Here is a 13,500-nt window from a genome sequence, read left to right on the forward strand (position 1 = left end):
ACCCCGCCGGTCTGCCACACTGGCCCGCGTGACCGCCCACGCCGACCCGGCAACCCCCGTCTCCCGCCGCTGGTCGGCACTCGACACCGCCGCCGGCGGCCTCGCCCTCGACCTGGGCCTCTACGCCGCCGCCACCGTCTTCGCCGCGATCACCGCCGCCACCTCCACGCTGCCGCCGCACCGCGCCTGGGGCGCCGTCGCCACCATCGGGTACGCCCTCGCCACGCTCGCCGCGACCACCCAACTGCTCGCCCGCCGCCGCGACCCCGGCACGCCCCTGGCCGGCCTGCCCGCACGCTGGACCGTCGCCGGCCTCACCTGGGCCGCCACCGCGCTCCTGCCGATCGTCACGCAGAGCGTCGAACGCGCCGGCGGACGCACCGACCGCGCCCAGGAGGAGGTGATCGTCGTCGAACACGCCGGCGCCCGCCTCGCCGAACACGGCACCCCCTACCTCGGACCCGACGCCATCGCCGCCCTGCCCCCCGGCGAACAACTCCTCGGCTACACCCCCTACCAGCCCGGCATGGCACTGTTCGGGCTGCCCCGCGCCGCCGTGGACGCCTGGTGGACCGACTCGCGCGTCTGGTTCGCCGTGGTCACCGCACTCACCCTCGTCGCCCTCGTCGCCACGCTGCGCACCGGCGGCGGCCCGGCCGCACCCCGCCGCGACGCCGCCGTCCTGCGCGCCGTCCAGGCCGCCACCGTCCTGCCCGTCTGCGCGCTCACCCTCGCCACCGGCGGCGACGACCTCCCCGTACTCGCGCTCTGCCTCCTCGCCCTCGCGCTCGCCGCCGCCGGCCGACCCGGCCGGGCCGGCCTCGCGGTCGGCGCCGCCGGCGCCCTGAAGCTCTTCGCCTGGCCGGTCGCCGTCGTGCTGATCCTCTGGGCCGCCACCCGCCGGGCCGCGCTCCGCACCGCCCTCGGCGCCGTCGGCCTCCCCGTACTCGCCCTGATCCCGGTGCTGCTCGTCGACCGCGACGCCCTCGTCGAGAACGTGCTGCGGTTCCCGCTCGGCCACGGCCTCGTCACCAGCCCCGCCCAGTCACCGTTCCCCGGGCACCTCATCGCCGAGACACTCCCGGCCGGCCGCGCCGTCGCCGCCGCGCTGCTCGTCGCCGCCGGCCTGGCCATCGCCGTCCGGCTGCTGCGCCGCCCGCCCCGCACCGCCGCCGCCACGGCCCTCATCTGCGGATACGGGCTGCTCGCCGCGATCCTGCTGATGCCCTCCACCCGCTTCGGGTACCTGCTCTACCCGGCCGCCCTGCTCGTCCTCGCCCCCGCACTGGCACTCACCCGACCGGACGACAGGGCGACATTCCCGGCAACCGCCCCGCGCGGCCCGGCCGGAAGGCGTACACCTGAGGAATGACCACCTACCGCGACCGGGCCGAAGCGGGACGTGAACTCGCCGAACGCCTCACCGACCTCGCCGGCCGCCCCGACGTCATCGTCCTCGGCCTGGTACGCGGCGGCGTACCCGTCGCCCGGGTGGTCGCCGACCGGCTCGGCGCGCCACTGGACGTCCTCGTCGTCCGCAAGCTCGGCGTGCCCTGGGCACCCGAGGTCGCGTACGGCGCACTCGGCCCCGGCGGCGTCGAGGTCCTCAACGAGATGGTCGCCGGCCGGATCAGCGAGAACGACAGGGCCCAGGTCCGCCGCCGCGAACAGGCCGAACTGGAACGCCGCGAACAGCGCTACCGGGGCGGCCGCCCACCGCTCGACCTCACCGGCCGCACCGCCGTCATCGTGGACGACGGACTCGCCACCGGCGCCACCGCCCGCGCCGCCGCCCAGGTCGCCCGCCACCTCGGCGCCGCCCGCGTCCTCGTCGCCGTCCCGGTCGGCTCCGAGCAGGCGTACGACATGCTCGCCGCCGACGCCGACACGGTCGTGACCTGCCAACTCCCGCACGACTTCGCCGCCGTTGGCGCGTACTACGAGGACTTCCACGAGGTCTCCGACGACGAGGTCACGCAGGCGCTGACCGCCACTGCGTGAAAACACCCGGTACCGTCGTTGTCATGCAGATGACCTGTCCCAAGTGCCGCGGAGAAATGCGCCAGTACGAGCGCAGCGGAGTAGTCATCGACCAGTGCGGCGAATGCCGGGGCATCTTCCTCGACCGCGGTGAGCTCGAGAAGCTGTTCGAGGCAGAGGCCAGCTGGAACCGGCAGCACGGCGGCGCCCCGCAGCAGGCCGCGCCGGCCGGTGCCGGCTACCCGCCACCCCCGCCGCCCCCGCCCGCCGCGCCGCACCAGCCCGGCTACGGCGCCGTCCCCCCGCCCCCTCCTCCGCCGCCGCCCGGCCACGGCTACGCGCAGCCCGCGTACGGCCACAGCCAGCAGCAGCACTACGGCTACCACGGCCACTACCGGCGCAAGAAGAAGCACGGCTTCCTCGGCGAACTGTTCGACTGACCGCCGAGCACGCGCACGCCGGGCCGGTGCACCGCATCGACCCGGCGCGCTCGTCGCCGTGCCGTGCTCGCCACACCGTGGCAGGCTGCTCGGCATGAGCCCGATGCGGCAGCACGAGGCGCTGGCCCAGGCGTACGACGGCATCACTGCGGTGGTCACCCCGCTCGACGACGCCGGCCTGCAACGGCCCACCCGGTGCCGCGGCTGGCTCGTCGCCGACCTGCTCTTCCACGTCCTCTGCGACGCCCAGCGCGCACTCGTCGCCCTGGCCAGCCCCGCACCCGGACCGGCCGACGTGGACGACGTCAGCTACTGGCGCGCGTTCACTCCCGGCGACGACGACGCGAGCGCCGGGCACGCCTGGTGGGCGCGCCGCTCCGCCGCCGCCTTCGACCGGCCCACCGGCGTGGTCCGGCTCTGGGCCGACACCGCGCCCGCCGCCGTCCGCGCGGCCACCGCAGCCGACCCCGACGGGTACGTGACCACGCAGGGTCATGTGCTGCGCGTACCCCATCTGCTCGCCACCCTGACCACCGAGGCGGTCATCCATCACCTGGACCTGGTGGTGGATCTGCCGGACGCGCCGCGGCCGGCGGCGGACCCGACGCGGGTCGCGGTGACCACGATGGACGGCCTGCTCAGCGACGACGCGGTACGGCCGGCCGGCTGGGACGACCACGACTACCTGCTGAAGGCCGCCGGGCGGGTGCCGCTCACCGACCGGGACCGGCTGGAGCTGGGCGAGGCCGCCGGCTGGTTCCCGCTGCTCGGCTGACGCCGCTCAGACGATCGCCATGTCGACGAAGCGCGACAGGTGCAGCTGGGCCGCTACAGTGACCGTGTCGGTAGGACCATTTCTGTGCTTTGCAACAATAAAGTCCGCCTCGCCCGCTCGCGGCGACTCCTTGTCGTAGTAGTCGTCGCGGTGCAAAAGGATGACAACGTCTGCATCCTGCTCAATAGAGCCCGATTCACGCAAGTCAGACAATTGTGGCCGCTTGTCGGTGCGCTGCTCGGGGCCACGGTTCAGCTGGCTCACCGCGATCACCGGGCACTCGACCTCCTTGGCCAGCAGCTTCAGGCCACGCGACAGGTCCGCGACCTCCTGCTGCCGGCTCTCGGTGCGCTTCGGCGAGGTCATCAGCTGGAGATAGTCGACGACGATCAGCTTCAGATCGTGCTTCTGCTTGAGCCGCCGCGCCTTCGCCCGGATCTCCATGAGGTTCATGCTCGGCGTGTCGTCGACGAAGAGCGGCGCCTCGCTGATCTCACCCATGCAGCGGGCCAGCTTGGTCCAGTCGTCGTCGGAGAGCTGCCCGCTCCGCAGGACGTGCAGCGGTACGCGCGCCTCGGCCGAGAGGAGTCGCATGACGATCTCGACCTTGCTCATCTCCAGCGAGAAGATCGCCGACGCCTGGTTGGCGCGGATAGCTGCATTCCGGGCGAAGTCCATACTCGCCGTGCTGTTGTGCGTCGGGATCATCGAGCGCCCCGCCAGGTACAGATGATCGGGATTGTCGACAGTCACACAACGCACCGGGACGCTCGGCACCGGACGGACGTCCACGATGAACCGCGAGTGGGAGCGGACGTCCGAGGAGGTCCGGCGCCGGGCCGCATGGGCGGTCCGCTTCCGGTCCAGCCGGAAGACCGTGTCCGGGGTGGAGAAGTTCAGCGTGTACGCGATCGACGATTCCTCGGTACGGCCGCGCACCTTGCGCTCGGTCATGGTGCACCGATAGCCCAGGCTGACGACGAGTTCCCGTACGCCGTCGATCAGGCGCCGCGAGGTGGACGTGTACTGCAGGTTCCCGGTCGGCGCCACCGTGCCGTCGGTGTCCATGAGACCGGCGAGCAAAGCCCGGCGCTGGGTCTCGGAGGACCGTAGGTAGTCGTCCGGGATGTGCTTGTCGTAGGCCACCCCGACTCGGCGGAGCAGGGCCAGGAAGGAGCCGTTCCGCTCGTGGCACTCGGCGCAGCGGCGGGTTCCGGGGTTCTCCCGCAGGGCGCGGGTGGAGCCGCCGCAGTCGACGCAGGTGCGGTCCGCCGTCCTGGCCGGCGTGGGCAGATGCACGCTGTAGACCATGGGCCCGCTCGGGCGCACCAGGAAGCCGTCCTGGGCCACGAGGTCGAGCATCTCCGCGTCCGCGGTGGTGAAGCGGCTGGCCCCGGTGTGCCCGTCGCCGAGCCACACCCCGAGGGTGTACGGCGGGACGGCCAGGTCGCGTTCCGGAAGTCGGAGCGGCGCGCAGTTGCGCACGGCGTGGTTGAGACGGCGGTCGGCCGTCTCGGTACGTAGCGTGGCCGCGATCTGCGCCGTCGTGACGATCCCGTCATGCTCGGCGCGGCTGGCGGCGTTCATCGGTCGTTCCGCGCGTGCACGGAGGCCGGAGATCAACGCGCCCACGGGGTAGCCCGGAGCCGTCCAGTTGCGTGTCTTGCCGGCCCGGGTCACCGGGCGGGCGACCTTGCCGTTGGAACCCACCGTCTGCGCCACCGTGTGAAGCACGTTGCGGAATTCCGGGCCGACCTGTTCCAGCGTTTCGGCGAGAGTGACCAGGCGGTGCGGTTCGGCGGATGCGGCCGCCTCGGCCGCCCGTACCTTCGCCAACGCCGGCTCGGCCCAGTGGTGCCGCCGGCGTGCCTCCGGCTGGCGTCGGCTGGCCCGGGTGGTGGTCTTCCACAGGTGCTCGGCGTCCGCCACGATGACGCTTCCGTCGGAGAACTCGACCTCGTAGCAGGGGCGGTCGTACATCACGTCGAAGACGTTGGTGATCGTCGTCGGGGTGCCGTCCGCGGCGAGGAGCTGCTCGCCGACGCGCACCTCACCCATGGTTGTCCAGCCCTGCGGGGTGGGCAGTGGGGTGTCGAGTGCGAGCGCCTTACCGAGACCGGGCCGGCCGGCCACGATAATAAGTTGGCCGGCGTGCAGGCCGTTGAGCAGGCGGTCGAGGTCGGTGAACCCGGTCGGCACACCCGTCATCACCCCGCCCTGGGCGCCGACCGCCTCGATCTCGTCGAGCGTCGGCTGGAGCATGTCGGCCAGGACGGCGAAGTCCTCGCTGACGCGCTTCTCGGTGATCTCGTAGACGGCCTGCTGGGCGAGGTCGACGATGTCGTCGACGTCGCGGCTGCCGCTCGGGCCGGTGCCGTAGCCGAGCTGCACGATCCGGGTGCCGGCCTCGACCAGCCGGCGGAGCACTGCTCGTTCGCCGACGATGCGGGCGTAGTAGGCGGCGTTCGCGGCGGTGGGCACGCTGGCGATCAGCGTGTGCAGGTAGGGGGCGCCGCCGATCCGGGCGAGGTCGCCGGAGTCGGCGAGCGCGGCCGCCACGGTGATCGGGTCGGCGGGTTCGCCGCGACCGTAGATGTCCAGGATCGCGTCGAAGATGGTGGCGTGGACCGGGCGGTAGAAGTCGTTTGTCTTCAGGATCTCCACGACGTCCGCGATGGCGTCCTTGGACAGCAGCATCCCGCCGAGTACGCACTGCTCAGCGGCGACGTCCTGGGGTGGTGTCTTCTCGAACGCAGATTCGCGCGGCGGCTCGGGCGATTGTCCCCCGGTCCGTTCCGCACGCGTCTCGTCGGTGACCGACACGGGTTCCCCCCTCGCTGCGTCGGATCGAACCCAGCTCTATCGCCGGGGTATGACAACTCTCCGCCGACCCTCCGGTCGATCGGGGGTCATCGCCGGCGGTCGGGGGACCACGATACGGAACCCGAGGTCAGCCGCTCAACAAGGCCGGTGGATGAGCCTCGGGACAACCTGTGGACGCCTGGGGACAGGCATGTGCGCAGGGTGTGCACAGAGGTGTGGAAAAGTGATGGGGAATTCCGGGCGTATCGCCTCTGACCTGGGCTTTTCCTATCCCCACCCTGTGGACGGAAGATTTCCGGCCAAGCTTTGTCGTCGTTCGTCCCGTACTATCGCTGCGAACGGCGACACCTGGGACAGCGGGTTTATTTTCGGGTTGAGAGAGGTCACGCTCCGGCCGTGAGACACCGGGACTGGGGAAGCGGGGAGGACAGCCCGCGCGAGCGACGGCCGAGCGGTTCCTGGGATGAGCCCGCCGGGCCGCGCCGGGTCGACTCGTACGCGCCGGAGGGCTACCGCACGGCGAGCCGGCGGCGGGCGATCGAGCGTGGCCAGGACGAGCCGGTGGAGACGTACCTTCCGCGGTGGGCGCTGGAGTCCGGGGTGAGCCGGGCGGACGGCGGTGGCCGGCATGCCGCGCCCGACGACGACGAGGTGGAGACGCCGTCCTCCGGTGGTGGTCGGCGGGCGGAGACCGGTCGGCGGGATCTGCGCGCGATCGGCGCGGGTCCGTTGTCGGACCACACCGCCGAGTGGACGATGGACGCCCCGCAGGAGCGGGGGTACGTGGGTAACCGGCGGGCGGACGAGGACGACGAGCCGGTGTCGGGTGCGGCGCCCCGGAGTCGTCCGCGCCGGGCGGCGACGCGCCGGCCGCAGGTGATCTGGTCAGGGCTGCCGGAGTCGGCGGGTTCGGGCGAGGAGCCGGCCGGGCCGGACGGTGGACGGCCGGCGGGTCGGCGGCGTCGGTCGGCGTCGGGTTCGTCCTGGCCGCCGCCGGCGGGGTCGGACTCCACCTGGTCGCGTCCGGCGGCCCCGGACGGCGCGTGGTCGCGCTCGGCGACGGATGCCGAGTGGCCTGCGGCGTCGGATGCGGGCCGGTCAGCATCGACGGCGGAGCCGGAGCCGGCGTGGGGGCGGGCGACGACGTCCGAGCCGGAGCCGACCTGGTCGCGGGCGGCGCCGCCGGAGCCGGCGCGTCCGGCGGCGGATCCGTGGCAGCGCCGTCGGAGCGCCGAGCGTGAGCATGTGGATCCGCCCGCTGTCGACCCGTGGGACGCGTCGGGGGTGCACGCCTGGGACCGGCCGGTGCCCGCGAGCCGCTGGGAGCGGGCGGAGAGCGGGTGGGACCGTACGGAGCACACGGGTGAGTGGGACCGGTTCACCGACACCGGTTTCCTGGAGCCGGTGCGGGACACGGACGACCGGTATGCGGGGGCGGATCCGTGGGATCGTTCGACGCCGCCGGTGCGGGAGGGCTGGGCGTCGGCGGCGCGGGCCGAGGCGTTCTGGTCGGGTACCCGGCTCTCGGGTGACGATCCGCGGTGGATGGAGACGCCGTCGACGGCTCCGCGTTCGCCGGCGGTGGCGTACTCGGCGCCGCGTCCGCGTACCGTGCCTCGCCGTCGCCCGGTGGAGCCGGCGCCGTCGACGTTGCGGCGGCGGGTGGATTCGATCGGTGGCGGTTCGTGGAGTCGTCGGCTGGAGGACGACCTGCTGGACCCGGATCCGGGTGGTCCGTTGCGGCCGCTGGTCTACACGGCGGCCTGTTATCTGGTGCCGGCGGTGCTGCTCGTGATCGGTCTGCTGTTCCTCAGTGGTCAGCCGCCGGCGGGGTGCGTCACGGACATCACCGGTGGGGGGTGTGACTCGCCGCGTGCGCACGCCCTGGAGTCGTTGGTGTCGGCGGCGCCGCGGTTCGGGTTGGCGATGGTGAGCAGTCTGGTGGTGGCGGTGCTGCTGCGGCAGGTCGGCACGACGTGGCGGTCGGCGACTGTGGCGCTGGCGGCCGCTGTGGTGGGTGGTGGCCTGTCCACGGTGGTGATCAGCGCGGTGACGGGCCGGCCGCTCGGTTGAGCGGCTTCGGCCGGCGGCGGGGATGCGGAAAGGCCCGCACCGGCAGCCGGTGCGGGCCTTTCGCGTCGTGCTTCGGGTGTCAGCCCTTGACCACGTTCAGGTCGAACTTGGCGGTCACCTCGGGGTGCAGCCGGATGCTGACCGGGTAGGAGCCGAGCGCCTTGATGTGGCCGGGCAGCTCCAGCCGGCGGCGGTCCAAGGTCGGGCCGCCGGCGGCCTTGACGGCGTCGACGATCTCGGCCGGGGTGACCGAGCCGAAGAGCCGCCCGCCGTCGCCGGCGCGGGCCTTCAGGTTGACCTTGAGACCCTCGACCTGGGTCTTGACCTCGGTGGCGTGGCCGAGGTCGCGGATCTCGCGGGCCGAGCGGGCCCGCTTGATGACCGTGACCTGCTTCTCCGCGCCCTTGGTCCAGGCGATCGCGAAGCCCTGCGGCAGCAGGTAGTTACGGCCGTAGCCGTCCTTGACCTCGACGATGTCGCCCGGAGAGCCGAGGCCGGACACCTCCTGAGTCAGGATGATCTTCATGTCCGTGCCTCCTCTCAGCGGGTCGTGGCCGTGTACGGCAGGAGCGCCATCTCGCGGGCGTTCTTGACCGCACGGGCGATCTGCCGCTGCTGCTGCGAGGTGACGCCGGTCACCCGCCGAGCGCGGATCTTGCCGCGGTCGGAGATGAACTTGCGCAGCAGCGCGGTGTCCTTGTAATCGATGTAGGTGATCCCGTCCTTGTCGAGCGGGTTCACCTTCTTCTTCGGCTTGCGAAGGGCCGCAGCCTTAGCCATTGCTCGTGCTCCTGGTTTGCGATCGCGGGCGCTCGGCGCCATTAGAACGGAGGCTCCTCGTCGAAGTTGCCGCCCGAACCACCGCGGGAGGGGGCGGGGGCAGCAGAGGCCCAGGGGTCGTCGAAGTTGCCTCCGCCGCCGCCCTGGCCGCCACCACCACCGAAGCCGCCGCCACCGCCACCGGAGCGGGACATCTTCTGCACCTTCGCCGTGGCGTAGCGCAGCGACGGGCCGATCTCGTCGACCTCCAGCTCGATGACGGTGCGCTTCTCACCCTCGCGGGTCTCGTACGACCGCTGGCGCAGCCGGCCGGACACGATCACGCGAGCGCCGCGCTGCAGCGACTCGGCGACGTTCTCGGCGGCCTGGCGCCAGACCGTGCACGAGAGGAACAGCGGCTCGCCGTCCTTCCACTCGCCGGAGGCCTTGTCCATGAAACGGGGCGTCGAAGCGACCCGGAACTTGGCGACCGCCGCACCGGAGGGGGTGAATCGCAACTCGGGGTCATCGGTCAGGTTGCCGATGACCGTGATGGTGGTGTCTCCTGCCATGACCATCTCCTCGCGCACTCATCTTTGTGTCGTACAGGCTCTCAGAGCCGTACGACAGCGTGGATGAGGCTTGTGATCCGGACGTGCCGGGTCTAGATGCTCAGCGCATCTCCGGGCGGATGACCTTGGTGCGCAGCACCGACTCGTTGAGTCGGAGCTGACGGTCCAGCTCGCCAACGGCCTCCGGCGTCGCCTGGAGGTCGATGACGGCGTAGATGCCCTCGGCCTTCTTGTTGATCTCGTACGCGAGGCGCCGGCGGCCCCACACGTCGGTCTTCTCCACCGAGCCACCCGCGGTCCGGATCACGTTCAGGTACGTGTCGAGCGACGGGGCGACGGTGCGCTCCTCGAGGCTGGGGTCGAGGATCACCATGACTTCGTAATGACGCAAGACGTGCTCACCTCCTGTGGGCTAAGCGGCCACGGTCCTTCCGTGGCAGGAGGTCGTGCGTCGTTGCCCGCGCCGATACCGGGGGAACCCGGCCGGACACACGGACAACCGGACCAGGATAGCCGGTCCGGACGATCATGGCCGGGCCGGTGGTCCAGGTGCCGGGTGCGGCGACAGGGGTCCACCCCCGGCGAACCGGCGGGTGGACCCCTGTCCACGGGACCGCGGGGCGTCCCGTCCGCATTCCTTGGGTGGGACCTGGGGAGGAACGACCACACCGATGAGGTTGGATCGAAGACGCCCCGCGGAGCTTTATCGTGTTGTCACCTGGTCTGACCATACAATGGCTATCGTCACCACTTGGGGCAAATGGAGGAATTGGTCCGACTGCCGGCTCCCGTGCCTGGATGACGAGCGGATCCCGCCCCGTCGTGCCGGGCCGCACGGCGGGGCGTCCCGTTGCCGGGGGTCCACCCTCGCCCGTCCGTGCTGTGGACCACGTGCGGGCGGAGCGTCGACCATCGATCCCACCTCGCACAACGACCGCCGGGCCGGGTGGTGACGCGTCCGACCCGCCGGGTGCCTCCCGCGAGCGCGCCGGCCGTCGCAGGCGCGACGTAGGCTGCCCTGCATGCGAATCGGAGCCCACGTCGACCCGACCGACCCGCTGGCCGAGGCGGCCGCCCGGCAGGCCGAGGCGGTCCAGTTCTTCCTGGCCGACCCGCAGGGCTGGAAGGCCCCGAAGCCGCGCGAGGACGCCGAACGCCTGCGCTCCGCCGACGTCGACCTCTACGTGCACGCGCCGTACGTGATCAACGTGGCCACGCTCAACAACCGGATCCGCATCCCCAGCCGCAAGCTGCTGCTCGCCCACGCCACCGCCGCGGCGGACGTCGGGGCCAAGGGCCTGATCGTGCACGGCGGCCACGTCAACGCGGGCCACGACGTCGCCGTCGGCTTCGACAACTGGCGCAAGACCTTCGCGTACGCGGCGGACTCGGGCGGCTTCCCGCTGCCGGTGCTGATCGAGAACACCGCCGGCGGTGACAACGCCTGTGCCCGGCACCTCGACTCGCTGGCCCGGCTCTGGGACGCGCTCGGCGACCACGAGGTCGGTTTCTGCCTGGACACCTGCCACGCGTACGCGGGCGGCGAGGAACTGCTGGGCCTGGTCGACCGGGTGAAGGCGATCACCGGCCGGATCGACCTGATCCACGCGAACAACTCCAAGGGCGCGTTCAACTCCGGCCAGGACCGGCACGACAACCTCACCGGCGGCACCATCGACCCGGAACTGCTGGTGGCGCTGATCCGCGCGGCCGGCGCGCCGGTGATCGTGGAGACCCCCGGCGGCGTCGAGGGCCAGGCCGCCGACATCGCGTTCCTGCGCGGGCAGTTGGGCGCGGCGGCGTGACGACCGAGCAGTCCGGCAAGGCAGGCGGCGGCGCCGAGGCAGCGGACGCCGGGCCCGGCGACGGCACCGCGGACGAGGCCACCGGCGGGGAGAAGACCAAGGCCCGGGACCAGGGCGCCGCCGACACGGGCGACGCCAAGGACAGCGACGCCGCCGCCGGAGATGCCGCCGCCGCCGAGAAGGCCGAGAGCGGCGACAAGGGCACCACGGGTACGGCCAGCGACGAGCCCGCCGATCCGTGGTCCGCGTTCGGACCCGCACCGGAGCCGGTGCTCGGCCGGCCCCGCCGGGCGATCCGCGCGGTCGGCCGGTTCCTGGTGCACGAGTGGACGCTCGCCGCCGTCGCCGCGCTGGCGCTGGCCGCGGCGATGACCTGGCCCACGTTGCGCTATCCGCGGCACACGCTGCCGCAGGACTACTGGGATCCGAGCCTGCAGGCGTGGCAGATGGCGTGGTCCGGCCACATCCTCCGGACCGACCCGGCGATGCTGTGGCACGCGAACACGTTCTATCCGGAGAACTGGAGCTTCGCGTTCTCCGACACGCTCCTCGGGTACGCCCCGGCCGGCCTGATCGGCGTCGGCCCGGAGCACGCCGTGCTGCGCTACAACATCATGTTCGTGCTGGCGCACGCGCTCGCCGCGTTCGGCGCGTACGTGCTGGCCCGGCAGCTCGGCGCGGGCCGCATCGGCGGCGCGGTGGCCGGGGCGAGCTTCGCCTACGCGCCGTGGCTGCTGGCCCAGGCGGGGCACCTGCACATCCTCTCCAACGGCGGCATCCCGCTGGCGCTGGCGATGCTGGCCCGGGGGCACGGCTGGTCGCTGCGGTACGGCTACCGGCCGCGTCGCCGGCACGCGGGCTGGGCGTTCGCCGGGTGGCTGGTGGCCGCGTGGCAGCTCAGCCTGGGGTTCGGCATCGGGCTGCCGTTCGCGTACATGCTGGCCGGGATCGTTCTGGTGGCGGTGGTGCTGTGGTTCGTGCGGCGGCGCCGGGTGAAGCGTCCGTTCGGCCGGCGGCTGTTCCTGGCCGACGTGTTCGGCGGGCTGGTCTTCGCCGCGGTGGGCGCGGCGCTGGCGGTGCCGTACTTCAAGGTCGCCGAGCTGCACCCGAACGCGGAGCGGACGCTCGGTGACATCGCGCTCTACTCGCCGCCGGCGAGCGGGTTCTTCACCGCGCCGGCCGAGTCGCGGGTCTGGGGCGGGCTGCACGAGGGTGCCCGGGCCGTGCTGCCCTGGCATCCGGAGATGACGCTGCTGCCGGGTTTCGTGCTCTACGCGCTCGCCGCCGGTGGCCTGTTCTTCTCGGTCTGGCGGGTCCGGCACCGGATCTTCCTGCTGGCGGGGGTGCTCGTGACGATGGCGCTGGCGATGGGCACCCGGTTCTTCGGCGGCCGGTTCACCTACGTGCCGTTGTTCGACTACCTGCCGGGCTGGAGCGGGCTGCGCACGCCGGGCCGGATGATGCTCTGGGCCACGCTGCTGCTGGGTCTGCTCGCGGCAGGCGCGGTCACCGCGTTCTGCATGCGGGTACGCGAACTGGCCGCCGAGCGGGTGCCGCCGTGGCCGGGTCCGTGGCTGCGGCTGGCCACGCTGCTGCCGTTGGCGCTGGTGATCGTGGAGGGGCTGAACGCGACGCCGCAGCCGGTGGTGCCGCGGCAGCCGGCGGCGATGCGAACGGTGGACGGCCCGATGCTGGTGCTGCCGAGCAGCCAGAACCTGGATCAGCCGGTGATGCTCTGGTCCACCGACCGGTTCCAGCCGATGGTCAACGGCGGCAGCGGTTTCACGCCGCGCTCGCAGGCTCAGATCCGCGAGGCGACTGTCAGCTTCCCGGACTACGCGAGCGTCGACTATCTGCGGCAGATCGGCGTGAAGAACGTGGTCGTGTTGCGCGACGAGCTGGAGGGCACCCCGTGGGAGGGGATGCTCGACCGGCCGGTCGACACGCCGGGCGTGACCCGGGAGCAGGTCGGCGAGGCGGTCGTGTTCCGGCTGTAGGCCGGAACACGACCGCCTCGGTCACACCGGAACGGGTTCGGCGGGCCGTTCGGCGGCGCGCGCCCGCCAGCGCGGATGCCAGGGCGCGTCGGGGGCGCCGTCGCTCACCCCGCCGTCCGGGGCGGAGGCGTAGGTGTGCCGGACCACGTCCAGGTCGGGCCGCATGATGTCCCGGATCACGAACCCGCAGAGCACCGCCACGGTGATCAGGCGCAGGCTCGCCGCGAGCACGAAGACGCCTTCGGGGACGACCGGCCGGGACATGGCAGTGCCGAG

12 protein-coding genes and 1 pseudogene are annotated in these 13,500 nt (G+C 72.4%); 7 read left to right on the forward strand and 6 right to left on the reverse strand.

Annotated features, from left to right (window positions below; translation table 11 throughout):
• The first annotated feature begins 28 nt into the window (after positions 1 to 28).
• The 4 genes from SM452_RS29095 (at position 29) to SM452_RS29110 (ending at position 3,195) form a co-directional block, all read left to right on the forward strand.
• Positions 29 to 1,372, forward strand: a complete 1,344-nt coding sequence (locus SM452_RS29095; RefSeq protein WP_366622675.1) for a glycosyltransferase 87 family protein — start codon at positions 29 to 31, stop codon at positions 1,370 to 1,372.
• Positions 1,369 to 2,001 carry a phosphoribosyltransferase gene (locus SM452_RS29100; protein ID WP_355508472.1) on the forward strand — a complete coding sequence of 211 codons (633 nt, stop codon included), beginning with the start codon at positions 1,369 to 1,371 and terminating at the stop codon, positions 1,999 to 2,001. The genes SM452_RS29095 and SM452_RS29100 overlap by 4 nt, the downstream gene beginning before the upstream one ends.
• A 23-nt stretch (positions 2,002 to 2,024) precedes the next feature.
• Positions 2,025 to 2,420, forward strand: coding sequence for a TFIIB-type zinc ribbon-containing protein (locus tag SM452_RS29105; RefSeq protein WP_262012933.1), 396 nt, complete (start codon positions 2,025 to 2,027; stop codon positions 2,418 to 2,420).
• A gap of 94 nt (positions 2,421 to 2,514) precedes the next feature.
• Entirely contained in the window at positions 2,515 to 3,195 is a 681-nt protein-coding gene (locus SM452_RS29110) for a maleylpyruvate isomerase N-terminal domain-containing protein (protein ID WP_463841105.1), read from the forward strand.
• 6 nt (positions 3,196 to 3,201) lie between these two features.
• On the opposite strand, the gene dnaB is transcribed toward SM452_RS29110, so the two are convergent.
• On the reverse strand, positions 3,202 to 6,018 hold the full coding sequence (gene dnaB / locus SM452_RS29115) for a replicative DNA helicase (RefSeq protein ID WP_463841106.1): 2,817 nt from the start codon (positions 6,016 to 6,018) through the stop codon (positions 3,202 to 3,204).
• 396 nt (positions 6,019 to 6,414) lie between these two features.
• Here dnaB and SM452_RS29120 point away from each other — a divergent pair, with 396 nt between their 5' ends.
• On the forward strand, positions 6,415 to 8,091 hold the full coding sequence (locus SM452_RS29120) for a hypothetical protein (RefSeq protein WP_355508466.1): 1,677 nt from the start codon (positions 6,415 to 6,417) through the stop codon (positions 8,089 to 8,091).
• Between the two features lie 79 nt (positions 8,092 to 8,170).
• On the opposite strand, the gene rplI is transcribed toward SM452_RS29120, so the two are convergent.
• The 4 genes from rplI to rpsF all read right to left on the reverse strand — a co-directional run bounded on the left by rplI (position 8,171) and on the right by rpsF (position 9,813).
• Positions 8,171 to 8,617 (reverse strand): 50S ribosomal protein L9, encoded by a 447-nt coding sequence (gene rplI, locus SM452_RS29125; protein WP_135242573.1) that lies wholly within the window; start codon positions 8,615 to 8,617, stop codon positions 8,171 to 8,173.
• A gap of 14 nt (positions 8,618 to 8,631) precedes the next feature.
• On the reverse strand, positions 8,632 to 8,871 hold the full coding sequence (rpsR, locus tag SM452_RS29130; protein WP_013289355.1) for a 30S ribosomal protein S18: 240 nt from the start codon (positions 8,869 to 8,871) through the stop codon (positions 8,632 to 8,634).
• 41 nt (positions 8,872 to 8,912) lie between these two features.
• Positions 8,913 to 9,440 carry a single-stranded DNA-binding protein gene (locus tag SM452_RS29135; protein WP_018788497.1) on the reverse strand — a complete coding sequence of 176 codons (528 nt, stop codon included), beginning with the start codon at positions 9,438 to 9,440 and terminating at the stop codon, positions 8,913 to 8,915.
• An 82-nt stretch (positions 9,441 to 9,522) separates the two neighbouring features.
• Positions 9,523 to 9,813 (reverse strand): 30S ribosomal protein S6, encoded by a 291-nt coding sequence (gene rpsF / locus SM452_RS29140; RefSeq protein WP_013289357.1) that lies wholly within the window; start codon positions 9,811 to 9,813, stop codon positions 9,523 to 9,525.
• Between the two features lie 631 nt (positions 9,814 to 10,444).
• On the opposite strand from rpsF, the gene SM452_RS29145 reads away from it, so the two are divergent.
• Positions 10,445 to 11,227 (forward strand): deoxyribonuclease IV, encoded by a 783-nt coding sequence (locus tag SM452_RS29145; RefSeq protein WP_262012929.1) that lies wholly within the window; start codon positions 10,445 to 10,447, stop codon positions 11,225 to 11,227.
• On the forward strand, positions 11,224 to 13,224 hold the full coding sequence (locus SM452_RS29150) for a hypothetical protein (RefSeq protein ID WP_463841107.1): 2,001 nt from the start codon (positions 11,224 to 11,226) through the stop codon (positions 13,222 to 13,224). Before SM452_RS29145 ends, SM452_RS29150 begins: the two co-directional genes overlap by 4 nt.
• Before the next feature lie 21 nt (positions 13,225 to 13,245).
• Here SM452_RS29150 and SM452_RS29155 read toward each other — a convergent pair.
• Positions 13,246 to 13,500, reverse strand: a pseudogene (locus SM452_RS29155) (hypothetical protein); the annotation flags it as partial.

Source organism: Micromonospora sp. SYSU B005 (assembly GCF_055362685.1).